Genomic DNA, 23,126 nt, shown 5'->3' with positions numbered 1-23,126 from the left:
ATGAAACATGAAGTCATCGAGAAAAACGTCGGCCTGCTGGCCCTGCTGATGGTGTTTGCCGTGAGCATCGGCGGCCTGACCCAGATCGTCCCGTTGTTCTTCCAGGACGTCACCAACAAGCCGGTCGAAGGCATGAAGCCCTACACCGCGCTGCAACTGGAAGGCCGCGATATTTACATCCGCGAAGGCTGCGTTGGCTGCCACTCGCAGATGATCCGCCCGTTCCGCGCCGAAACCGAACGCTACGGCCACTACTCGGTCGCCGGCGAAAGTGTCTGGGACCACCCGTTCCTGTGGGGCTCCAAGCGCACCGGGCCGGACCTGGCCCGCGTCGGCGGCCGCTACTCGGACGACTGGCACCGCGCGCACCTGTACAACCCGCGCAACGTGGTACCGGAATCGAAGATGCCGTCGTACCCGTGGCTGGTCGCCGAAAAGGTCGACAACAGCCACACCGACACCAAGATGCGCACCCTGCGCACCCTGGGCGTGCCGTACACCGACGAAGACATTGCCGGCGCCCGTGACGCCGTCAAGGGCAAGACCGAAATGGACGCCCTGGTCGCCTACCTGCAGGTGCTTGGCACCGCGATCAAGAACAAGAGGTAACCACCATGGAAATGGACATCGGCATGATCCGTGGCCTGGGCACCCTGGTAGTGATGATCGCCTTCATCGGCCTCTCACTGTGGGTATTCAACCGTCGCCGCGACCATGATTTCGCCGAAGCGCGCCTGCTGCCCTTCGTCGACGACCGCCTGCCCCCCGCCGGGCAGGAACCTGCTGCCATGACTGCGGCTGTGAGGAGCAAAGCGCAATGACCACCTTCTGGAGTACCTACGTCAGCGTACTGACCATCGGCAGCCTGATCGGCCTGGCCTGGCTGTTGCTGTCGACCCGCAAGGGCCAGAGCAACAGCACCACCGACCAGACCATGGGGCACAGCTTCGATGGCATCGAGGAGTACGACAACCCGCTGCCCAAGTGGTGGTTCTGGCTGTTTGTCGGCACCTTGGTGTTCGGTGCCGGTTACCTGGTGCTGTACCCGGGCCTGGGCAACTGGAAAGGCATCCTGCCGGGCTACGAGAATGGCTGGACCGGTACCAACGAGTGGCAGAAGGAGATGGAAAAGGCCGACGCCAAGTTCGGCCCGATCTTCGCCAAGTACGCCGCCATGCCGGTCGAGGAAGTGGCCAAGGACCCACAGGCGCTGAAAATGGGCAGCCGCCTGTTCGCCTCCAACTGCTCGGTGTGCCACGGCTCGGATGCCAAGGGCGCCTACGGCTTCCCCAACCTGACCGACAAGGACTGGCGTTGGGGCGGCGAGCCGGAGACCATCAAGGCCTCGATCATGAATGGCCGCCACGGCGTGATGCCAGCGTGGGTCGAGGTGATCGGCGACCAAGGCGTGGCGGATGTCGCCGCGTTCGTGCTGACCAACCTCGACGGCCGCAGCCTGCCGCAAGGGGTCAAGGCCGACCCGGTCAAGGGCAAGGAACTCTTCGCCAGCAACTGCGTGGCCTGCCACGGGCCTGAAGGCAAAGGCACTCCGGCAATGGGCGCGCCGAACCTGACCCACCCGCAGGCGTTCATCTATGGTTCGAGCTTCGCCCAGTTGCAGCAGACCATTCGCTACGGCCGCCAGGGGCAGATGCCGGCCCAGGCGGAGATCCAGGGCAATGACAAGGTGCACCTGCTGGCAGCCTATGTGTACAGCCTGTCGCAGAACGGCGCCGCTGAAGCGGTGAAGGCCAAGTGAGTTCGCCGAGAGAGAATCGGCGCCTGTGAGATCGAGCGCCGCCCGCGCGGCGCATCGCGAGCTTTGCTCGCTCCTACGTTTGTTTCGGGACAATTGTTCCTGGGGGATTTGCGCGCGGACGCCTTGGCGCCTGGCTCGATATCGCGTCGTACCAACAAGGCGGTCGCGCGCGCCTGTCACAGGCGTTACTGGCCAAAAACAAACGTAGGAGCGAGCAGAGCTCGCGATGCGCCGCGCGGGCGGCGCTCGATCTGCGCCCCACCACAACACACCAGCCTTACCTCCGCACTCCCCCCTCCCTTGCACCCCCTCCGAACAGAACTAAGCTTGTTGCCACAGTGGGCTTCGCTCCGAAAGGTCCGAAGCAGACGCGGCGCACAGCCTGATGCCGCCCCCGGAAAAAGCTTGACCGATCGATCAGAAAAAGATGAAAAACGGTACACATTACAAATATTTATTTGTGTACAATCGTCCCGACCCTCTCGCCGCGGGACACCGGCGAGAGGGCCCGGACACGGGTCGGCGCAAGGATCCTTGCGTTGCCATAACCCAAGTGGTTATCGATACTGGCGCCGATTTTTCGACCAACAAGAACACCAAAACCGTGGAACCTTAGAATGAGCACAGCAATCAGTCCGACTGCTTATAACTATAAGGTCGTCCGCCAGTTCGCCATCATGACGGTGGTCTGGGGGATCCTTGGCATGGGCCTGGGCGTCTTCATCGCCTCGCAACTGGTGTGGCCGCAACTGAACCTGGACCTGCCCTGGACCAGCTTCGGCCGCCTGCGCCCGCTGCACACCAACCTGGTCATCTTCGCCTTCGGTGGCTGTGCGCTGTTCGGCACCAGCTACTACGTGGTGCAGCGGACCTGCCAGACCCGGCTGATCTCCGACAGCATGGCCGCCTTCACCTTCTGGGGTTGGCAGGCGGTGATCGTCGGCGCGCTGATCACCCTGCCGATGGGCTTCACCACCACCAAGGAATACGCCGAGCTCGAGTGGCCGCTGGCGATCCTCCTGGCCATCGTCTGGGTCACCTACGGGCTGGTTTTCTTCGGCACCATCGTCAAGCGCAAGACCAAGCACATCTATGTCGGCAACTGGTTCTACGGCGCCTTCATCGTGGTTACCGCGATGCTGCACATCGTCAACCACATCTCGCTGCCGGTGAGCCTGTTCAAGTCGTACTCGGCCTACGCCGGCGCCACCGACGCGATGATCCAGTGGTGGTACGGCCACAATGCGGTGGGCTTCTTCCTCACCACCGGCTTCCTCGGGATGATGTACTACTTCGTGCCCAAGCAGGCCGAGCGGCCGATCTACTCCTATCGCCTGTCGATCGTGCACTTCTGGGCGCTGATCACCCTGTACATCTGGGCCGGCCCGCACCACCTGCACTACACCGCGCTGCCAGACTGGGCGCAGTCGCTGGGCATGGTGATGTCGATCATCCTCCTGGCGCCGAGCTGGGGCGGCATGATCAACGGCATGATGACCCTCTCGGGCGCCTGGCACAAACTGCGCACCGACCCGATCCTGCGCTTCCTGGTGGTGTCGCTGGCGTTCTACGGCATGTCCACCTTCGAAGGCCCGATGATGGCCATCAAGACTGTGAACTCGCTGTCGCACTACACCGACTGGACCATCGGCCACGTGCACGCCGGTGCCCTTGGCTGGGTGGCGATGATCTCGATCGGCGCGGTCTACCACATGATCCCGAAACTCTACGGCCGCGAGCAGATGCACAGCGTCGGCCTGATCAACGCGCACTTCTGGCTGGCGACCATCGGTACCGTGCTGTACATCGCCTCGATGTGGGTCAACGGCATTACCCAGGGCCTGATGTGGCGCGCCATCAACGATGACGGCACGCTCACCTACTCCTTCGTCGAAGCCCTCCAGGCCAGCCACCCTGGCTACATCGTCCGCGCCCTGGGCGGTGCGTTCTTCGCCACCGGCATGCTGCTGATGGCCTACAACGTGTTCCGTACCGTACGTGCCGCCAACCCGGCACAGGCCGAGGAAGCCGCCAAGATCGTCGTCGTGGGAGCGCACTGATGAAGCATGAAGCCGTCGAGAAGAACATAGGCCTGCTGGCCTTCTTCATGGTCATCGCCGTGAGCGTCGGTGGCCTGACCCAGATCGTCCCGCTGTTTTTCCAGGACGTCACCAACAAGCCGGTCGAAGGCATGAAGCCGCGCACCGCGCTGGAAGTCGAAGGCCGCGACATCTACATCCGCGAAGGCTGCGTTGGCTGCCACTCGCAGATGATCCGCCCGTTCCGCGCCGAAACCGAACGCTACGGCCACTATTCGGTCGCTGGCGAAAGCGTCTGGGACCACCCGTTCCTGTGGGGCTCCAAGCGCACCGGCCCGGACCTGGCCCGCGTCGGTGGCCGCTACTCCGATGACTGGCACCGCGCGCACCTGTACAACCCGCGCAACGTGGTGCCGGAGTCGAAGATGCCGGCCTACCCGTGGCTGGTCGAGAACAAGCTCGACGGCAAGGACACCGCGAAGAAGCTGGAAGTATTGCGCACCCTCGGCACGCCCTACAGCGACGCCGACATTGCCGGCGCCCGCGACGCGGTCAAGGGCAAGACCGAAATGGACGCACTGGTCGCGTACCTGCAGGGTCTTGGCACCATCATCAAAAGCAAACGGTGACGCTGATGGATATCGGGATGATTCGCGGCCTGGGCACCGTCGTGGTGATGGTGGCCTTCGTGGGCCTGGCACTGTGGGTGTTCAACCCACGGCGCAAGAAGGACTTCGACGAAGCGACCCAACTGCCCTTCGCGGATGATCCCGGGGCCAGCAAGCACGTCGAGCAAGCAAAAGCTTCTGGGAGCAAACAACAATGACAACCTTCTGGAGTCTGTACGTTACCGTCCTGACCCTGGGCACCATCTTCTCGCTGACCTGGCTGCTGCTGTCGACCCGCAAGGGTCAGCGCGAAGAGGTCACCGACGAAACCGTCGGGCATGCCTTCGATGGCATCGAGGAATACGACAACCCGCTGCCAAAATGGTGGTTCTGGCTGTTCGTCGGCACCATCATCTTCGCCCTCGGCTACCTGGTGCTGTACCCAGGCCTGGGCAACTGGAAAGGCATCCTGCCGGGCTATTCGTACCTGGAGACCGACAAGCAGACCGAGTTTTCCAACGGCCAGCCGGGCTGGACCGGCGTACACGAGTGGGAAAAGGAAATGGCCAAGGCCAACGCACGCTTCGGGCCCATCTTCGCCAAGTTCGCAGCGATGCCGATCGAAGAAGTCGCCAAGGACCCGCAGGCGCTGAAAATGGGCGCACGGCTGTTCGCCTCGAACTGCTCGGTGTGCCACGGTTCCGACGCCAAGGGCGCCTACGGCTTCCCCAACCTGACCGATCAGGACTGGCGTTGGGGCGGCGAGCCGGAAACCATCAAGACCACCATCATGGGCGGCCGCCACGGGGTAATGCCGGCCTGGGGTGAAGTGCTGGGCGAACAGGGCGTGGCCGATGTCGCCGCGTTCGTCACCAGCAAGCTCGATGGCCGCACGTTGCCGGAAGGCGCCAAGGCCGATGCCGAAAACGGCCAGAAGCTGTTCGCCGCCAACTGCGTGGCCTGCCACGGGCCTGAGGGCAAGGGTACCCCAGCCATGGGTGCGCCAAACCTGACCCACCCGCAGGCGTTCATCTACGGCTCGAGCTTTGCCCAGCTGCAACAAACCATTCGCTATGGTCGCCAGGGGCAGATGCCGGCGCAGGAACAGCTGCAGGGTAATGACAAGGTGCACTTGCTGGCAGCTTATGTGTACAGCCTGTCGCACCAGCCGGAGGCCGCTCAACAGGCCGAGTGAGGAGGCCAGGCCTTTTCGCGGAACAAGCCCGCTCCTACACAGGAATTCCACACACCTGTAGGAGCGGCGGTGCGGCGATCCGACTTGCCCCGCGAAGAGGCCGGCAAAAGCAGCACTAGATGACCTGGATCAATTGACACCCGCCATAACACGATTCACACCACGAACCCAACGCGACTAAAGGTCGCAGCGCGATCCCATATCGCCACCAGCGGCGTATCATGGATCGCAGAGCGCTAGCAGAATGCGCGAGACTGCGGCCGGCACGCACTGGCCGCAGCGTTTCTCCACTGCCGTGGGACTTGATGATGAGCAAGCAAATTCCGGTACATGACGTCACCCCGCCTGCCAACAAAGGGAAGGATTCCGTCGACCTCTACGCCTCTCGCGAGAAAATCTACACCCGCGCCTTTACCGGCATCTTCCGCAGGCTGCGGATGGTCGGCGGCGCCGTGTTGTTCCTGCTCTACTTCGGCACCGTTTGGCTGAACTGGGGCGGCCACCAGGCCGTGTGGTGGAACCTGCCGGAGCGCAAATTCTACATCTTTGGCGCCACCATCTGGCCCCAGGACTTCATCCTGCTCTCGGGCATCCTCATCGTCGCCGCCTTCGGCCTGTTCTTCATCACCGTGTTCGCCGGCCGCGTATGGTGCGGCTACACCTGCCCGCAAAGCGTGTGGACGTGGATCTTCATGTGGTGCGAAAAAGTCACCGAGGGTGACCGCAACCAGCGCATGAAGCTCGACCGCTCGCCCATGAGCGGCAACAAGTTTCTGCGCAAGTTCGCCAAGCACAGCCTGTGGCTGCTGATCGGCTTCGTCACCGGCATGACCTTCGTCGGCTACTTCTCGCCGATCCGCGAACTGCTTACCGAATTTTTCACTGGCCAGGCCGATGGCTGGGCCTACTTCTGGGTCGGCTTCTTCACCCTGGCTACCTACGGCAACGCTGGCTGGCTGCGCGAGCAGGTGTGCGTGTACATGTGCCCCTACGCGCGTTTCCAGAGCGTGATGTTCGACAAGGATACCCTGATCGTCTCCTACGACCCGCGCCGCGGCGAAACCCGCGGCCCGCGCAAGAAGGACATCGACTACAAGGCCAAGGGCCTGGGCGACTGCATCGACTGCACCATGTGCGTGCAGGTTTGCCCGACCGGCATCGACATCCGCGACGGCCTGCAGATCGAGTGCATCGGCTGCGCGGCGTGCATCGACGCCTGCGACAGCATCATGGACAAGATGAATTACCCCAAGGGGCTGATCAGCTACACCACCGAGCACAACCTTTCGGGGCAGAAGACCCACATGCTGCGCCCACGCCTGATCGGCTATGCGGTGGTGCTGCTGGTGATGATCATCGCCCTGGGCACCGCCTTCGCCACCCGCTCGCTGGTGGGCTTCGACGTCAGCAAGGACCGCGTGCTGTACCGCGAGAACGCCCAGGGCCGGATCGAGAACGTGTACAGCCTCAAGGTGATGAACAAGGACCAGCGCGACCACGTCTACGTGCTGGACGCCGCCGGCCTGCCCGACCTGCGCCTGGAGGGCCAGCGCGAAATCCGCGTGGCCGCCGGCGATATCGTCAACCTGCCGGTACAGCTGTCGATCGCGCCAGAGAAGCTGCCCTCGACCACCAACGAAATCACCTTCATCCTCAAGAGCGCCGACGACAGCGCCGCCAAGGTTGAAGCCAAGAGCCGCTTCATCGGCCCACAGATCCGCTGACTAAGAGAACCCTGACAATGCCTGCCGCCACCGCCGCCAGCCCTTGGTACAAGCACCTCTGGCCCTGGATCATCATCGGCATCCTGACCACCTCGGTGTGCCTGAGCCTGACCATGGTCAGCATTGCCGTGCACAACCCGGACAACCTGGTCAACGACAACTACTACGAGGCCGGCAAAGGCATCAACCGCTCGCTGGACCGTGAGTTGCTGGCCCAGACCCTCAACCTCAAGGCCAGCGTGCACCTGGATGAGCTGACCGGCGAGGTGGACGTGCGCCTCAAAGGCAACAGCGACCCGCAGAACCTGGAGCTGAACCTGATCTCCCCAACCCAGCCGGACAAGGACCGCAAGGTGCTGCTCAGCCGGGTGGAGTCCGGGCGCTATGTCGGGCAGCTGGATGACAAGGTCGACGGGCGCCGGTTCGTGGAACTGCTGGGTAGCCAGGACGATCATGTATGGCGGTTGTTCGAGGAAGAGAAGGTCGAACATGGCGTGACCTTGCAGCTGGGCGATGAAGCGCTCCAGGGCGCCGAACACCAACAGTAGCCACATCATCATTCTCTGAGGGGGGCAGGCAAGCCCGCCCCCACAGGGATTGCCATCTGCCCCACCAGCCGTGCCTGCCTTATGACCCAACCCACCCCTTGCTACCACTGCGCCCTGCCCGTCCCCGCCGGCAGTCGCTTCACCGCCGTGGTCCTCGGCGAGCCCCGGCAGTTCTGCTGCCCCGGCTGCCAGGCGGTGGCCGAGTCCATCGTCGCCGGCGGCCTGGAGCACTACTACCAGCACCGCAGCGACAGCAGCGCCAACCCCGAGGCACTGCCGAAACAACTGCAGGACGAACTGGCCCTATACGACCGCAGCGATGTGCAGCAGCGTTTCGTCCGCCATGCCGGCGACCTTTCCGAGGCGACCTTGCTGGTCGAGGGCATCAGCTGCGCCGCCTGCGGCTGGTTGATCGAAAAGCACCTGCGCAACCTGCCCGGCGTCGCCGAAGCCCGCCTGAACCTGTCCAACCACCGCCTGCTGCTCAACTGGTACGACCAGCAGCTGCCGCTGTCCCGGCTGCTCGCCGAACTGCGCCAGATCGGCTACGCCGCTCACCCGTACCAGCCCGACCAGGCCGCCGAGCAGCTCGCCAGGGAGAACCGCAGCGCCCTGCGCCGCCTAGGCGTGGCCGGGCTGCTGTGGTTCCAGGCGATGATGGCGACCATGGCCACCTGGCCGGAATTCAACATCGACCTGTCGCCAGAGATGCATACGATCCTGCGCTGGGTCGCGCTGTTTCTGACCATCCCCATCGTGTTCTACAGCTGCGCACCGTTCTTCAAGGGCGCCGCGCGCGACCTGCGCACCCGCCACCTGACCATGGACGTGTCAGTGTCGCTGGCCATCGGCCTGGCCTTCGGCGCCGGCATCTGGACGGCCGTGACCGGTAGCGGCGAGTTGTATTTCGATACCGTCGGCATGTTCGCCCTGTTCCTGCTCACGGGCCGCTACCTCGAGCGCCGCGCCCGCGAACGCACGGCCGCTGCCACCGCGCAGCTGGTCAACCTGCTACCGGCCTCATGCCTGCGCCTGGACAGCTACGGGCGGGCCGAACGCATCCTGCTCGGTGAACTGCAGAGTGGCGACACCGTGCAGGTGCTGCCTGGCGCGGTGATCCCGGCCGACGGGCGCATCGTCGAAGGGCGCTCCAGCGTCGACGAATCGCTGCTGACCGGCGAGTACCTGCCACAACCACGGCGGGCCGGCGAGCGCGTCACCGGCGGCACGCTGAACGTCGAGAGCACACTGAGCGTGGAAGTCGAAGCCCTCGGCCATGACTCGCGCCTGTCCGCCATTGTCCGCCTGCTTGAACGCGCGCAGACAGAGAAACCCCGGTTGGCGGAAATCGCCGACCGCGCCTCGCAGTTCTTCCTGCTGTTCTCGCTGCTGGCCGCCGTGGCCATCGGCGCGTGGTGGTGGTACCTGGACCCGACACGGGCCTTCTGGATCGTTCTGGCCATGCTGGTGGCGACCTGCCCGTGCGCCCTCTCGCTGGCCACCCCGACCGCGCTCACGGCCGCCACCGGCACCCTGCACAAGCTTGGCCTGCTGGTGACCCGCGGCCATGTGCTTGAGGGCCTGAACCAGATCGACACGGTGATTTTCGACAAGACCGGCACCCTCACCGAAGGCCGCCTGACCCTGCGCAGCATCCGCCCACTGGCGGCCCTGCCGGCCGACCGCTGCCTGGCCCTCGCCGCCGCCCTCGAGAACCGCTCCGAGCACCCGATTGCACGCGCCTTTGGCCGCACCGCCGCCCCCGCCGACGACGTGCAGACCGTCCCCGGGCTCGGCCTTGAAGGCAGAGTCGACGGCCAGCCGCTACGCATCGGCCAGGCCACGTTCGTCTGCGCCTTGAGTGGCGCCGAAATCCCCACCGTGCCGGAACCTCGCGGCCAGTGGCTGCTGCTGGGCGACCGCCAGGGCCCGCTGGCCTGGTTCGGCCTCGATGATCGCCTGCGCGAAGACGCCCCGGCCCTGCTCGCGGCCTGCCAGGCACGCGGCTGGCGCACTTTGTTGCTATCTGGCGACAGTTCGCCGATGGTCGCCGAGGTGGCCGCGCAATTGGGCATCGACCAGGCCATCGGCGGCCTGCGCCCGGATGACAAGCTGGACCGCCTCAAGGCTCTGCAGGCCTCCGGGCGCAAGGTGCTGATGCTCGGCGACGGGGTCAACGATGTGCCAGTGCTGGCCGCTGCCGACATCAGCATCGCTATGGGCTGCGCCACGGACCTTGCCAAGACCAGCGCCGACGCGGTACTGCTGTCCAACCGCCTGCAGGCACTGGTACAAGCCTTCGACCTGGCCCGCCGCACCCGCCGCAACATCCTCGAGAACCTGCTCTGGGCGACCCTGTATAATGGCCTCATGTTGCCGTTTGCCGCGCTTGGCTGGATCACCCCGGTATGGGCGGCCATCGGCATGTCGGTCAGCTCGCTGATCGTGGTGCTCAATGCCCTGCGTCTAACCCGCTTGCCTGCATCTGCTGGCTTGCCCGCGAACGACACAGCCGCTTACGGAAGGAAGTCGCCATGCCCGCCCTCTATGTGATGATTCCTGCCGCCCTGCTGTTGGTTGGCGTGGCGGTATACATCTTCTTCTGGGCAGTGGACAGCGGCCAGTACGACGACCTTGAAGGCCCGGCCCACAGCATTCTCTTCGATGATCAGGACCCGCGCCACCAGGCGGCCGTCAAACCCGAAGAAAGCGCAACGCCAGACGACAAGGAAACACCACCCCGTGCCTGACCTGCTTCCCCTGCTCGGCTCGGCACTGGTGCTTGGCCTGCTCGGCGGCGGGCATTGCCTGGGCATGTGCGGCGGCCTGATGGGCGCACTGACCCTGGCCATTCCCCCCGAGCAACGCGGCAGGCGCCTGCGCCTGCTGATGGCCTACAACCTGGGGCGCATCCTCAGCTATGCCTGCGCTGGCCTGCTGCTGGGCCTGGCGGGCTGGGCCCTGGCCAGCAGCCCGGCGGCCATGGCCTTGCGCGTGGTGGCTGCGTTGCTGCTGATCGCCATGGGCTTGTACCTGGCCGGCTGGTGGAGCGGGCTGACCCGCATCGAAGCGCTGGGCCGAGGGCTGTGGCGGCATATCCAGCCGGCCGCCTCGCGCCTGATGCCAGTGTCCAGCGTACCCCGCGCACTGCTGCTGGGGGCGCTGTGGGGCTGGCTGCCATGTGGCCTGGTGTACAGCACCTTGCTGTGGGCGGCCAGCCAAGGCAATGCGGGCTACAGCGCGGCGCTGATGCTGGCATTCGGGTTGGGTACCTGGCCGATCCTGCTGGCCACGGGGCTGGCGGCAGAGCGGGTAAACGCCTTGTTGAGACGGCGCAGTGTGCGCATGGCTGGCGGGGTACTGGTGATCCTGTTCGGTATCTGGACCTTGCCCGGCCCGCACCAGCATTGGCTCATGGACCACTGACGGGGTCTGCTCTGCTGCCCCTGTATGCCTTGATACAAATCAACACAGTTTCCTACAGACAGCCATAGACTCCGGACACTGCTGCATCATCCGGGGACCGCCCACATGCTCGCCGACCTACGTTGGGATGCCGACCTGATCCGTCGCTACGATCTCGCCGGCCCACGCTACACCTCCTACCCGACCGCGGTGCAACTGCACAGCGAGGTAGGTTCGTTCGACCTGCTCCACGCCCTGCGCGAGAGCCGCCGGGCCGTGCGCCCGCTGTCGCTGTACGTGCACGTGCCGTTCTGCGCCAACATCTGCTACTACTGCGCCTGCAACAAGGTCATCACCAAGGACCGTGGCCGCGCCGCGCCCTACCTGCAGCGCCTGGAGCAGGAGATCCAGCTGATCGCCTGCCACCTGGACCCTAAACAGCGCGTTGAGCAGCTGCATTTCGGCGGCGGCACACCGACCTTCCTCAGCCATGTGGAACTGCGCCAGCTGATGGCCACCCTGCGCCAGCACTTCAACCTGCTGGATGACGATTCCGGCGACTACGGCATCGAGATCGACCCGCGCGAAGCCGACTGGTCGACCATGGGCCTGCTCCGCGAACTGGGCTTCAACCGCGTCAGCCTCGGCGTGCAGGACCTCGACCCAGCCGTGCAGCGTGCGGTCAACCGCCTGCAGAGCCTGGAGCAGACCCGCACCCTGATCGAGGCAGCCCGCACCCTGCAGTTCCGCTCGATCAACCTCGACCTGATCTACGGCTTGCCCAAACAAACCGTGGAAGGCTTCGCCCGCACCGTCGACGAAGTGATCCGCCTGCAACCCGATCGCCTCTCGGTGTTCAACTACGCCCACCTGCCCGAGCGCTTCATGCCGCAGCGGCGCATCGACAGCAACGACCTGCCGGCCCCGGCAGAGAAGCTCGAGATGCTGCACAACACCATCGAACAGCTAACCGCCGCTGGCTACCGCTACATCGGCATGGACCACTTTGCCCTGCCCGACGACGAACTGGCGATCGCCCAGGAAGAAGGTACCCTGCAGCGTAACTTCCAGGGCTATACCACCCACGGCCATTGCGACTTGATCGGCCTGGGGGTATCGGCAATCAGCCAGATAGGCGACCTGTACTGCCAGAACAGCAGCGACCTCAACACCTACCAGGACAGCCTGTCCAACGCCCAGCTGGCGACCCAGCGCGGGCTGGTCTGCAACCACGACGACCGCCTGCGGCGGACCGTGATCCAGCAGCTGATCTGCCATTTCGAACTGGACTTCGAGCCGATCGAAGCGGCCTTCACCGTCGATTTTCGCGGCTATTTCAACGATCTTTGGCCCGAACTGCAGACCATGCAGCGCGATGGCCTGATCAGCCTGGACGACAAGGGCATCCGCATCCTCCCTGCTGGGCGCCTGCTGGCGCGCTCGGTGTGCATGGTGTTCGATGCCTACCTGGCGATGCAAAACCGCCAGCGCTTCTCGCGGGTAATCTGATTACGGAGTCAATCGACCACATGGACATGCCCCCTGGGGCTGGCACACTATGGGCTGACAAGGACTCCCGGCATTTTCCCGCCGGGGTTTCGCCAGTTCGCTTCAAAGTAGCGCAGACTGGCCTACACCCTCGTCGTGAGTTACCCTTACGACTTATGTGTGCTTTCCCACAAGGATCGATTCAAATGTCCGAGCCAGTCAAACTGCGCGCCCACAACCAGGCCCATTGCAAGGACTGCAGCCTGGCCCCCCTGTGCCTGCCTCTTTCGCTCAACCTGGAAGACATGGATGCACTGGATGAAATCGTCAAACGCGGGCGCCCGCTGAAAAAAGGCGAGTTCCTGTTCCGCCAGGGTGACAATTTCGGCTCGGTTTATGCCGTACGTTCCGGCGCCCTCAAGACCTTCAGCCTGAGCGACAGCGGCGAAGAACAGATCACCGGCTTCCACCTGCCCAGCGAGCTGGTGGGCCTGTCCGGCATGGACACCGAGGCCTACCCGGTGTCGGCCCAGGCCCAGGAAACCACCTCGGTCTGTGAAATCCCCTTCGAGCGCCTCGATGAGCTCTCCGTTCAGCTGCCACAGCTGCGCCGCCAGCTGATGCGGGTGATGAGCCGTGAAATTCGCGACGACCAGCAGATGATGCTGCTGTTGTCGAAGAAGACCGCCGACGAGCGCATCGCCACCTTCCTGGTCAACCTGTCCGCCCGCTTCCGCGCCCGTGGTTACTCGGCCAACCAGTTCCGCCTGAGCATGTCGCGCAACGAGATCGGCAATTACCTGGGCCTGGCGGTAGAAACCGTGTCGCGGGTGTTCACCCGCTTCCAGCAGAACGGCCTGATCCGCGCCGAAGGCAAGGAAGTGCACATCCTCGACCCGATCCAGCTGTGCGCGCTGGCCGGTGGTGCAATCGAGGCCTGAGGCCGGCGTTTAGCGGGTATACTTGGGCATTCGTTTTCCCAGGATACCCGCAACAATGCACAGCGACGCCTTCGACCTCAAAGCCCTGATCCGCCCGGTAGTGGACTTCCCCAAGCCCGGCGTGATCTTCCGCGACATCACCCCGCTGTTCCAGTCGCCGCGCGGGCTGCGCTACGTGGCCGACCAGTTCATCGAGCGTTACGTCGAGGCTGAGTTCAGCCACATCGGCGCCATGGATGCGCGTGGCTTCCTGATCGGCTCGATCATCGCCCACCAGCTGAACAAGCCGCTGATCCTGTTCCGCAAGCAGGGCAAGCTGCCGGCTGACGTCTTGAGCGAGGGTTACCAGACCGAGTACGGCGAAGCGTTCCTGGAAGTGCATGCCGACAGCCTGTGCGAAGGCGACTCGGTGCTGATCTTCGATGACCTGATTGCTACCGGTGGCACCCTGCTGGCGGCCGCCAACCTGGTGCGTCGCACCGGGGCGCAGGTATTCGAGGCGGCGGCGATCATCGATCTGCCGGAACTGGATGGCTCGCGCCGGCTGCAGGCGGCCGGGGTGCCGACCTTCTGCCTGACCGAGTTTTCCCTGAGCGAGTACTGAGTTTCTGATTGGGGCCGCTTTGCGGCCCCTGTGACTCAAAGCGAGATTGGCTTGCGCCCGGCAAAAGCGTGGGCCAGGGTGCCGCCATCCACCAGCTCCAACTCCCCGCCCAACGGCACGCCATGGGCAATACGCGACGCCACCAGCCCTTTCTCGTTCAGCAACTGGGCGATGTAATGTGCCGTCGCCTCACCCTCCACGGTCGGGTTGGTCGCCAAGATCACCTCGGTAAAGCTGCCCTGCTCTTCGATCCGCGCCATCAACTGCGGCACTCCGATCGCCTCAGGCCCCAGGCCATCGAGCGGCGACAGGTGCCCCTTGAGCACGAAGTAACGCCCGCGATAGCCAGTCTGCTCCACCGCATACACATCCATCGGCCCTTCCACCACGCACAGCTGCGTGTCGTCACGGCGCGGGTCGCTGCACTGCGGGCACAGCTCCTGCTCGGTCAGGGTCCGGCACTGGCGGCAGTGCCCTACCCCTTCCATGGCCTGGCTCAACGCCTGGGCCAGGCGCAGGCCGCCGCTGCGGTCACGCTCGAGCAGCTGCAGGGCCATGCGCTGGGCGGTTTTCTGGCCGACGCCCGGGAGGGTGCGCAGGGCGTCGATCAGTTGGCGGATCAGGGGGCTGAAGCTCATGGGAAATGCCTGATAAATCAATGAGAGGCGGTTTATACCCAGCGCAGGCATGGGCGTCAAATCAGTAGACCCTGTGAGCGAGCCATTTGCACAGGCAAAAAAAAGCCGCCGCGGTTACCCAGCGGCGGCTCTGTGCAACGCGATGCCTTAGAACGGCATCTTGAAGCCCGGCGGCAATTGCATGCCAGCGGTCATGTTGCCCATCTTGTCCTGGCTGTTCTGCTCGATCTTGCGCACAGCGTCGTTCAGCGCAGCGGCGATCAGGTCTTCCAGCACTTCCTTGTCGTCCTCGTCGGTCGACATCAGGCTCTGGTCGATGCTGACACGCTTGACGTCGTGACGACCGGTCATCACCACGCTCACCAGGCCGCCACCGGATTGGCCGGTGACTTCGGCGTTGGCCAGCTCTTCCTGCATCTTCTGCATCTTTTCTTGCATCTGCTGGGCCTGCTTCATCAGGCCGGCCATGCCACCTTTCATCATGGGGGTATACCTCGATTGGGTCATGTGATGCGGCCCGGCGAGGGGCCGGCCGCATGGTTATCGATTACTGGGCCTGGCTGACCAGGGCGTCTACAGGCTCAATAGTATCCTGTCGCACCGTGGCACCGAACTGCTTGATCATCTGCTGGATCAACGGATCCTGCTCGATCGACAGCACCGCGTCCTGCTGGCGCTCGGCACGCTTGCGTGAGGCTGCCTGGGCCGGGGTCTCCTGCTCGGGGCGAATCAGCTCGATCCGCAGGTTCAGGGTGCGCCCCAGGTGCTGGTTGAGCGCCTCGTTCAGCCGGCGTTGCTGGGTGGTATTGAACAGCGCGCCCTGGCCTGGGTCCAGGTGCAGCAGCCAGTCGTCGCCGTCGGCGGCCATCAGCGTACAGTTTGCAGCGATGTTGCCTGTCATACCGGACACAGGCAACTGTGGGAATAATTCCAGCCATTGCAGGGCCAGGCCGGTCGCGGGCTGAGCAGCCGGCAGTGGCTCGGGGGCGGCGGCAGGTGCTTCCTCCTGAACGTGTTCGGCCAGCTCGTCGAGGTAGCTGAAGCCTACCGGGTCGCTTTCGCCACCGTAGTAGTCCTCATCCATGGGCGGCTCGTCGTCGCGGTCCATGCCAGCCGAAGCGTAGGCGGACGGGTCGAAGGGCGGCTCGTCGTAGGCCGGCTGGGCGTTCTGCGAGGCTGCAACCGGAGCGGGTGCTGGCTCGGGCGCAGGCGCAGCAGCAGGCTCCTCCCAGGGCAGGTCGATGACCTCCTCCACCACCGGCTCAGGCGCGGCAACTTCTGGCTCTGGTTCAGGCTCTGGCTCCACAACCGCTGCGGCCTCAGCCTGCGGGGCCGGCGCCACGGGCGCAGGCTGCGGCGGCTCAACGGCGGGCGCCTCGACAGCAACGGCTGGCGCTGCCACCGGGGTTGCCGGATCAGCTGTGGCCTGGCTGATCCCCACTGGCTTTAGCACCGGTTTCGGCGCATCGTCGGTATCTGCCGGGCGGAACGCCAGCATGCGCAACAGGACCATTTCGAAACCGCCCCGCGGGTCCGGCGCCAACGGCAGGTCGCGGCGCCCGATCAGGCCCATCTGGTAGTAGAACTGCACATCTTCGGCCGGTAATGCCGAGGCCAGCGCCAACACCCGGTCGCGATCGCCCTGGCCGTTGTCGACCGCCTCGGGCAGCGCCTGGGCAATGGCCACGCGGTGCAGCACATTGAGCATTTCGGCCAGCACGCCGCTCCAGTCCGGCCCCTGCTCGGCCAGGTTGCGCACGGCTTCGAGCAGCGCCCGCGCATCACCTTCGAGCAGCGCCTGCAGCACGCCATAGACCTGGCCATGATCGAGGCTGCCGAGCATGGCGCGCACATCGGCGGCCAATACCTTGCCCTCGCCGAAGGCGATGGCCTGATCGGTCAGGCTCATGGCGTCCCGCATCGAACCATCAGCCGCACGGCCGAGCAGCCACAGGGCATCCGGCTCGAACGGCACGTTCTCGGCCTGCAGCACGTGGCTCAGATGCTCGACCACCCGCTCCGGGCTCATGTTCTTCAGCGAGAACTGCAAGCAGCGCGACAGGATGGTCGCCGGCAGCTTCTGCGGGTCGGTGGTGGCAAGGATGAACTTGACGTAGGGCGGCGGCTCTTCCAGCGTCTTGAGCAAGGCGTTGAACGAGTGGGTGGAGAGCATGTGCACTTCGTCGATCAGGTAGACCTTGAAGCGCCCACGGCTTGGCGCGTACTGCACGTTATCGAGCAGTTCGCGGGTGTCCTCGACCTTGGTGCGGCTCGCGGCGTCGATCTCGATCAGGTCGACGAAGCGGCCCTCGTCGATCTCCCGGCATACCGAACAGGTGCCACAGGGCGTGGAGGTGATGCCGGTCTCGCAGTTGAGGCATTTGGCGATGATTCGCGCAATGGTGGTCTTGCCCACACCCCGCGTACCGGTGAACAGGTAGGCGTGGTGCAGGCGCTGGTTGTCCAAGGCATTGATCAAGGCCTTGAGCACATGGGTCTGGCCGACCATTTCGCGGAACGAGCGCGGACGCCATTTACGTGCAAGAACCTGATAACTCATCGAAAAACCATCGCAGCCTGATCGAGCGGAAGATCGCTAATGCTAGCGGAGCGGGGGCAAAATTGCACCCTGCACGGCTCGTCTAAGCTAAGCAACTGGCGCGCTGTTCAAGGAGGATGTGCATTGCGACGTTTGCTGGCCCTGCTATTGCTCTGGACCACCCACAGCCTGGCGGACCTCCCGGTGCTGCGCTTTTCCGTGGCCGAGAGCTGGAGCATGCCACTGGTGCGGGTCGAAGGCGACCAGCCGGTGGAGGGCCTGGTATTCGACCTGATCCAGGCACTGGCCCGGGAGGCCGGCGTGCGCCCGGAGTACCACGTGATGGCCCGCCTGCGCCTGCAACAGGCAATGGATGCGGGTGACATCGATGTGCGCTGCTATGTGAGCAGCCAGTGGTTCAATGATCGGCCGGGGAATTTCGTCTGGAGCATTCCGTTGATTCTGCAGCGCGACGTGCTGGTCGGGCGGCCTGGCGACGCCACCCCTGCTCGCCCTGAACAACTGCCACCGCAGGCGATCGGCACGGTGCTGGGGTATGCCTACGGCACCTTGGAGCCGCTGTTTGCCCAGGGGCGCCTGCTGCGGGAGGACAGCCGCAGCCAGCAACTGGCGCTGCAGAAGTTGCAGGTCGGGCGGTATCAGCATGCGGTGAGCAATGAGCTGTCATTGCAGTGGTTCAACCAGGGTTTGCCGGCCGGGCAGCGGCTGCAGGTGCAGGCCGTGCTGGAGGAACAGGCGCTGGGGTGCATGGTGAGGAATGATCCGGCGATACCGACCCAGGGGGTTTTGCGCGCCCTGGTGCGGATGAAGCAGTTGGGGGAAATCGACAGGATTGTTCAGAGGTATGGGGCAGTGGGGTATTCAGAGGAGATTTCGGTGGTTCAGCCTTGAGCCGGATGGAAATCCAACCTTCAGCACATATTCCATCGGGACAATGCCCTCGCTGATGGCCTGTGACAGGACTTTGCCTGGTTTAAAGTCAAGGTTATGGGGTGGGTCTGGAACAATCTTTTCCATAACAGCTCCGTGTTGATTGTGCTGCGCTCCTTTTGCTTCCACGCAGAAGGGTGGCAGCTGTACACGGGGTGGAAGACCAGGTACACGGCAAACCCGGCAGGTACGAATACCTCCCGCGCGCAGCTGCCATAACGACAACCGCCAGTGTACTTGCTGGGCTTCCACACCCGATCGCCGAACCGACAGCGACCACAAAATGCTAAAGGGCGGGCTTCTCAGGGACAATCAGACGGGTGGCGACAAGTTGCGTTGGATAATTCTTCAGGAGATGAATGCTTGTAGGAGATTTCTCTTTTTGTCCCAAGAAAACTTCCCGTGAGCACTGCAGCCCTTGAGTTACCGAGGTTTTAAGTCCACAGAGACTACAGCGACATCTGAAACGAACGATTTCCCTAGGCAAGGAAACAGAACAAAATAGCCGCACACGCTTTTCGCTATTGCAAAAGGAAGCCTCATGCGTCAGGACGACCGTGACAATCTGGAACTCGACAAATTACTGATCGAAAAACAGAGGCTCAGCGCTGAAGCCCGAAAATTTACCGCCGAAGTGAACAAGCTCAACCGTGAGACCTTCTGTTATCCCTTCATCGTCGGTTCCACCACATTGGCAGCCCTGAGCGGAATCATCAGCCTTCTGATCAAATAATCACGCAGAGGAACAACCATGCGACGCTCCATTCAGGAAATACGCGAGGAAATGTACCTTGAGATCGAGGCACTGCAAGAAGACATGCGCAAAGCCAGAAACGCCTCCCCTTGGGAAGTGCTGATACCTTTTGGCATGGGAGCAGGGTTTTCGTTGATCGTGATCGTTGTCGGCACCTGGATCATGCGACAGCTGTAAGCAGCGATCAAAAGATGGAAGAGGTGATGCGCAGGGCCGAATGATTTTTTTCAAACCCCGAAAATGGAGGCGGCCCCACCAGCCACACCCCGGCACTCGATGTTCCCGCTATGGCTGCTCCCTTCCGGGCCTGACCAGGTTAACGGGTAATCAATGCGGGGGGACCGATGGGGCCACCACTACACAGCTCGCCAAGCAGCGAGCCGCGCCATTGTACCGGTCTGGGGCGAAGATACAACCTCTAGGGTGAGAAAAAGTCATCATTTCTCAATGACTTGTCAGAGTTGCGCATGGCAGGGCCTGCCTCTTCGCGGGTAAACCCACCCCCACAGGCACCTCATATGCCTGTAGGAGCGGCCGCAAAAGGTCAGACAGTGATGCCCTGCTCCGCCAGGAAGGCTACGAAAGCCTCTTCATCCAGCACCTTCACCCCAAGCTCACTGGCCTTGGCCAGCTTGGAACCCGCACCAGGGCCAGCCACCACACAGTGGGTCTTGCCAGAGACGGAGCCGGCCACCTTGGCGCCTAGCCCCTCCAGCTTCTCCTTGGCGATGTCGCGGCTGAAGCGCTCCAGGGACCCCGTCAGTACCCACGTCTGGCCAGCAAGTGGCAGGCCTTCGGCCACCTTCTTCTCGCTGCTCCAGTGCATACCGAAGGCCAACAGCTGGGCTTCGATATCTCGGGCCAGCTTTTGGTTGGCCTCATCCTTGAAGAACTCGCGCACCGCATCGGCCTGCTTCGCCGCCAGGGCCTGGCGCAGGTCGATGCCGTCCGCAGCGATGATCTTGTCCAGGCTGTCGAGCTTGGCGACCAGCTTCTCGGCACCGGTCGGGCCGACCGAGGCGATGTCCAGCTTGGCGATCATGCCGGCAAGGGTCGTGCTGGCGGCGAACTCGGCAGCCAACTCGCCTTCATCCTGCAGCTGCATGCCACAGGCCAGCAACTGCTCGATGACCTTGCGGTTGTGCTCGTCCTCAAAGAAGTTGTGGATCTCGTAGGCAACTTCCAGGCCGATGTCCGGCAGGTAGGTCAGCACCTGCGGCAGCGCCTGCTGCACGCGGGCCAGGCTGCCCAGCGAGCGGGCCAGGACCTTGGCGGTCTCCTCGCCGACATCCGGTATGCCCAAGGCGTAGATGAAGCGCGCCAGGCTCGGGCGCTTGCTGGCTTCGATGGCGTCCAGCAGCTTCTTGCTGGAAACCTCGGCAAAGCCCTCCAGGCCGACGATCTGATCGAATTCCAGCCTGTACAGGTCGGCCGGCGAGCTGATCAGGCCTTCATCCACCAGTTGCTCGACGCTTTTCTCGCCCAGGCCATCGATGTCCATGGCGCGGCGCGAGACGTAATGAATGATCGCCTGCTTGAGCTGGGCAGCGCAGGCCAAGCGGCCGACGCAGCGGTACACGGCACCTTCACTGGTGGTTTCCTTGCCCTTGCTGCGCTTGACCAGCTGGGTTCGCTCGACCTGCGAGCCACAGACCGGGCATTCGCTCGGCACCAGTACCGGGCGCGCATCTTCGGGACGGCGCTCAAGTACCACCTGCATGACCTGCGGGATCACGTCACCGGCACGGCGGATGATCACCGTGTCACCGATGCGCAGCCCCAGCCGGGCGATTTCGTCCATGTTGTGCAGGGTGGCATTGGACACCGTCACACCTGCCACTTTGACCGGCTTCAGGCGCGCCACGGGCGTGACCGCGCCGGTACGGCCGACCTGGAATTCCACGTCCAGCACTTCGGTGAGCTCTTCCATGGCGGGGAACTTGTGGGCAATGGCCCAGCGAGGCTCGCGCGCGCGGAAACCCAGCTCGCGCTGGGCAGCCAGGCTGTTGACCTTGAACACCACGCCGTCGATTTCATACGGCAGGCTGTTGCGCCGCTCGCCAATGTCTCGGTAGTAGGCCAGGCACTCTTCAATACCGGCCGCATGCCTGAGCTCGCGACTGATCGGCAGCCCCCACTGCTTGAGTTGCTCAAGGATGCCGATGTGGCTTTCGCCGATGCTCTCGGAAACCTGCCCGACGCCGTAGCAGCAGAATTCCAGCGGGCGGCTGGCGGTGATCTTCGAATCCAGCTGGCGCAGGCTGCCGGCAGCGGCGTTGCGCGGGTTGGCGAAGGTCTTGCCGCCCGCTTCAGCCTGGGCAGCATTGAGGCGGTCGAAACCGGCCTTGCTCATGTACACCTCACCGCGCACTTCAAGCACGGCGGGCCAGCCTTCGCCCTGCAGCTTCAGCGGGATGTTGCGCACGGTGCGCACGTTGGCGCTGATGTCCTCGCCGGTGGTGCCGTCGCCACGGGTGGCACCCTGCACCAACTGGCCGTCACGGTACAGCAGGCTCACCGCCAGGCCATCGAGTTTCGGCTCGCAGCTGAAGTCCACCGCGCCAGGCTGGTCGAGCCCCTCGACCACCCGGCGGCCGAACTCGCGCAGGTCGCCTTCCTCGAAGGCGTTACCCAGGCTGAGCATCGGCACTTCATGACGTACCTGACTGAAGGCTGCCAAGGCAGTGCCGCCGACACGCTGGGTGGGCGAGTCGGGGGTCACCAGGTGCGGGTGCTCGGCTTCGAGCGCCTTGAGTTCGTTGAACAGGCGGTCGTATTCGGCATCGGGCACGCTCGGCTCGTCGAGCACGTAGTAGCGGTAGTTGTGCTGGTCGAGTTCGGCGCGCAGTGCGTGGATTCGGGTTTCGGCGGTCATTTTTCAGGTTCTCTTGCAAAGCAAAAGAGCAGCCCAGGGCTGCTCTTGCGCTTGAAACAGGGTGGGCGAGACCGAGGCCAGGTCCGCCCACTTGGGCACATCAGCGTTTCTGGGTCAGCGCACGGCGCTCGAACTCGACGATGCGCTGGCGGTAGTGCTCGATGGTCTGGGCGGTCAGCACGCTGCGCTGGTCGTCCTTCAGTTCGCCATTCAGCTCGTGGGCCAGCTTGCGCGCAGCCGCCACCATCACATCGAAGGCCTGTTTCGGATGACGTGGGCCTGGCAGGCCGAGGAAGAAGCTCACGGCACGGGTGCTGAAGTGGTCGATGTCGTCCAGGTCGAAGATGCCCGGCTTGACCGCGTTGGCCATGGAGAACAGCACTTCACCGTGACCGGCCATGCTTTCGTGGCGGTGGAAGATGTCCATCTCGCCGAAACGCAGGCCGCTTTCAAGGATGTTCTGCAGCAGGGCCGGTCCCTTGAAGCCGCCTTCGTCGCGGGAAATCACGCTGATCACCAGCACTTCCTCGACCGGTGGCAACTCCTTGGTTGCATTGCCGGTGGCAGCAAAGCCGCTGCTGCGGGTATTGTCGGCGGCGAAATCTTCGTCGGCATCGGCGAACAGGTCGGGTTCACGCGGCTCGGCAGCCAGGTTCAGGTCGCCCTGCTGCTGCGCTTCTGCCGGGCGCTTACCGCGCTTGCTGGCCTTGGCCGGCTTCGGCTCGCGCTCACGTTCGCGCTCACGCGCCGGTGCACTGAGCGACGGCAGGTCGGCCTCGTCCAGTTCAGGCTCCTTCTGGGCATCCAGCACCCGCGACGGGCCGAGCACTTCAGCGTTGCCCTCCTCGTCCGGCAGGTTGGAATAACTGCGATCCAGACGGAATTTCAGCTTGCCTTTTCCGCCGCGCATGCGGCGCCAGCCGTCGAAAAGAATACCGGCGATGACAATGACGCCGATGACGATCAGCCACTCGCGCAGACCGATTTCCATGTAATCCCGTGCCTCTATAAAAATATGCTTGAAAACAAAGGGTTCAAAGCCCTTTAACACGTGGCGC

The 23,126-nt window shown here is 63.8% G+C and carries 23 protein-coding genes and 1 other RNA gene; 18 read left to right on the top strand and 6 right to left on the bottom strand.

Going from position 1 to position 23,126, the window contains the following annotated elements:
- The 15 genes from ccoO (BGP85_RS07360) to BGP85_RS07285 all read left to right on the top strand — a co-directional run bounded on the left by ccoO (BGP85_RS07360) (position 1) and on the right by BGP85_RS07285 (position 14,311).
- Positions 1-609 (top strand): cytochrome-c oxidase, cbb3-type subunit II, encoded by a 609-nt coding sequence (ccoO, locus tag BGP85_RS07360; RefSeq protein WP_054884101.1) that lies wholly within the window; start codon positions 1-3, stop codon positions 607-609.
- Between the two features lie 5 nt (positions 610-614).
- Positions 615-821: a cbb3-type cytochrome oxidase subunit 3 gene (locus BGP85_RS07355; protein WP_054884102.1), complete on the top strand. Its 207-nt coding sequence runs from the start codon at positions 615-617 to the stop codon at positions 819-821.
- Positions 818-1,759, top strand: a complete 942-nt coding sequence (gene ccoP / locus BGP85_RS07350) for a cytochrome-c oxidase, cbb3-type subunit III (RefSeq protein ID WP_103446575.1) — start codon at positions 818-820, stop codon at positions 1,757-1,759. Before BGP85_RS07355 ends, ccoP (BGP85_RS07350) begins: the two co-directional genes overlap by 4 nt.
- Before the next feature lie 617 nt (positions 1,760-2,376).
- The gene (ccoN, locus tag BGP85_RS07340) at positions 2,377-3,819 is read left to right on the top strand and encodes a cytochrome-c oxidase, cbb3-type subunit I (RefSeq protein WP_085677877.1); all 1,443 of its coding nucleotides are present in this window, start codon (positions 2,377-2,379) and stop codon (positions 3,817-3,819) included.
- Positions 3,819-4,427: a cytochrome-c oxidase, cbb3-type subunit II gene (gene ccoO / locus BGP85_RS07335; protein ID WP_054884105.1), complete on the top strand. Its 609-nt coding sequence runs from the start codon at positions 3,819-3,821 to the stop codon at positions 4,425-4,427. The genes ccoN and ccoO (BGP85_RS07335) overlap by 1 nt, the downstream gene beginning before the upstream one ends.
- 5 nt (positions 4,428-4,432) lie before the next feature.
- Positions 4,433-4,624 carry a CcoQ/FixQ family Cbb3-type cytochrome c oxidase assembly chaperone gene (locus tag BGP85_RS07330; protein ID WP_027921276.1) on the top strand — a complete coding sequence of 64 codons (192 nt, stop codon included), beginning with the start codon at positions 4,433-4,435 and terminating at the stop codon, positions 4,622-4,624.
- On the top strand, positions 4,621-5,601 hold the full coding sequence (ccoP, locus tag BGP85_RS07325; protein WP_103446574.1) for a cytochrome-c oxidase, cbb3-type subunit III: 981 nt from the start codon (positions 4,621-4,623) through the stop codon (positions 5,599-5,601). Before BGP85_RS07330 ends, ccoP (BGP85_RS07325) begins: the two co-directional genes overlap by 4 nt.
- Positions 5,602-5,909: 308 nt before the next feature.
- Entirely contained in the window at positions 5,910-7,325 is a 1,416-nt protein-coding gene (gene ccoG / locus BGP85_RS07320; RefSeq protein ID WP_103446573.1) for a cytochrome c oxidase accessory protein CcoG, read from the top strand.
- A gap of 17 nt (positions 7,326-7,342) precedes the next feature.
- Positions 7,343-7,873 (top strand): FixH family protein, encoded by a 531-nt coding sequence (locus BGP85_RS07315; protein ID WP_103446572.1) that lies wholly within the window; start codon positions 7,343-7,345, stop codon positions 7,871-7,873.
- 81 nt (positions 7,874-7,954) lie between these two features.
- Positions 7,955-10,426, top strand: coding sequence for a heavy metal translocating P-type ATPase (locus BGP85_RS07310; protein ID WP_103446571.1), 2,472 nt, complete (start codon positions 7,955-7,957; stop codon positions 10,424-10,426).
- Positions 10,408-10,623: a cbb3-type cytochrome oxidase assembly protein CcoS gene (ccoS, locus tag BGP85_RS07305; protein ID WP_103446570.1), complete on the top strand. Its 216-nt coding sequence runs from the start codon at positions 10,408-10,410 to the stop codon at positions 10,621-10,623. The genes BGP85_RS07310 and ccoS overlap by 19 nt, the downstream gene beginning before the upstream one ends.
- Positions 10,616-11,299: a sulfite exporter TauE/SafE family protein gene (locus BGP85_RS07300; protein ID WP_103446569.1), complete on the top strand. Its 684-nt coding sequence runs from the start codon at positions 10,616-10,618 to the stop codon at positions 11,297-11,299. Before ccoS ends, BGP85_RS07300 begins: the two co-directional genes overlap by 8 nt.
- A 105-nt stretch (positions 11,300-11,404) precedes the next feature.
- Positions 11,405-12,787 (top strand): oxygen-independent coproporphyrinogen III oxidase, encoded by a 1,383-nt coding sequence (gene hemN, locus BGP85_RS07295; protein ID WP_103446568.1) that lies wholly within the window; start codon positions 11,405-11,407, stop codon positions 12,785-12,787.
- Between the two features lie 185 nt (positions 12,788-12,972).
- Positions 12,973-13,707 (top strand): Crp/Fnr family transcriptional regulator FnrA, encoded by a 735-nt coding sequence (fnrA, locus tag BGP85_RS07290; protein ID WP_060508220.1) that lies wholly within the window; start codon positions 12,973-12,975, stop codon positions 13,705-13,707.
- 55 nt (positions 13,708-13,762) lie between these two features.
- Positions 13,763-14,311: an adenine phosphoribosyltransferase gene (locus BGP85_RS07285; RefSeq protein WP_009683910.1), complete on the top strand. Its 549-nt coding sequence runs from the start codon at positions 13,763-13,765 to the stop codon at positions 14,309-14,311.
- A 35-nt stretch (positions 14,312-14,346) separates the two neighbouring features.
- Here BGP85_RS07285 and recR read toward each other — a convergent pair whose 3' ends face one another.
- From recR to dnaX, 3 genes are all read right to left on the bottom strand, one after another.
- Complete coding sequence (gene recR / locus BGP85_RS07280) at positions 14,347-14,949, bottom strand: recombination mediator RecR (RefSeq protein ID WP_054884114.1); 603 nt, start codon at positions 14,947-14,949, stop codon at positions 14,347-14,349.
- 147 nt (positions 14,950-15,096) lie between these two features.
- Complete coding sequence (locus tag BGP85_RS07275; RefSeq protein ID WP_027921266.1) at positions 15,097-15,432, bottom strand: YbaB/EbfC family nucleoid-associated protein; 336 nt, start codon at positions 15,430-15,432, stop codon at positions 15,097-15,099.
- Positions 15,433-15,496: 64 nt separating this feature from the next.
- Positions 15,497-17,509 carry a DNA polymerase III subunit gamma/tau gene (gene dnaX, locus BGP85_RS07270; RefSeq protein ID WP_103446567.1) on the bottom strand — a complete coding sequence of 671 codons (2,013 nt, stop codon included), beginning with the start codon at positions 17,507-17,509 and terminating at the stop codon, positions 15,497-15,499.
- A 123-nt stretch (positions 17,510-17,632) separates the two neighbouring features.
- Here dnaX and BGP85_RS07265 point away from each other — a divergent pair, with 123 nt between their 5' ends.
- From BGP85_RS07265 to BGP85_RS07255, 3 genes are all read left to right on the top strand, one after another.
- Complete coding sequence (locus tag BGP85_RS07265) at positions 17,633-18,400, top strand: substrate-binding periplasmic protein (RefSeq protein ID WP_103446566.1); 768 nt, start codon at positions 17,633-17,635, stop codon at positions 18,398-18,400.
- Positions 18,401-18,980: 580 nt separating this feature from the next.
- Positions 18,981-19,172, top strand: a complete 192-nt coding sequence (locus BGP85_RS07260) for a hypothetical protein (RefSeq protein WP_103446565.1) — start codon at positions 18,981-18,983, stop codon at positions 19,170-19,172.
- Positions 19,173-19,190: 18 nt separating this feature from the next.
- Positions 19,191-19,370 carry a hypothetical protein gene (locus tag BGP85_RS07255; RefSeq protein WP_103446564.1) on the top strand — a complete coding sequence of 60 codons (180 nt, stop codon included), beginning with the start codon at positions 19,191-19,193 and terminating at the stop codon, positions 19,368-19,370.
- A 73-nt stretch (positions 19,371-19,443) separates the two neighbouring features.
- On the opposite strand, the gene ffs is transcribed toward BGP85_RS07255, so the two are convergent.
- The 3 genes from ffs to zipA all read right to left on the bottom strand — a co-directional run bounded on the left by ffs (position 19,444) and on the right by zipA (position 23,059).
- Positions 19,444-19,540, bottom strand: an RNA gene (ffs, locus tag BGP85_RS07250) — signal recognition particle sRNA small type.
- Positions 19,541-19,737: 197 nt separating this feature from the next.
- The gene (gene ligA / locus BGP85_RS07245) at positions 19,738-22,068 is read right to left on the bottom strand and encodes an NAD-dependent DNA ligase LigA (protein WP_103446563.1); all 2,331 of its coding nucleotides are present in this window, start codon (positions 22,066-22,068) and stop codon (positions 19,738-19,740) included.
- Between the two features lie 100 nt (positions 22,069-22,168).
- A complete protein-coding gene (zipA, locus tag BGP85_RS07240; RefSeq protein ID WP_103446562.1) occupies positions 22,169-23,059 on the bottom strand; it encodes a cell division protein ZipA in 891 nt (296 codons plus the stop codon).
- Positions 23,060-23,126 lie beyond the last annotated feature (67 nt).

This window comes from Pseudomonas putida (genome assembly GCF_002906855.1).
In the GTDB taxonomy this organism is placed as follows: domain Bacteria; phylum Pseudomonadota; class Gammaproteobacteria; order Pseudomonadales; family Pseudomonadaceae; genus Aquipseudomonas; species Aquipseudomonas putida_N.
This window is presented reverse-complemented; position numbering and strand designations above follow the sequence as displayed.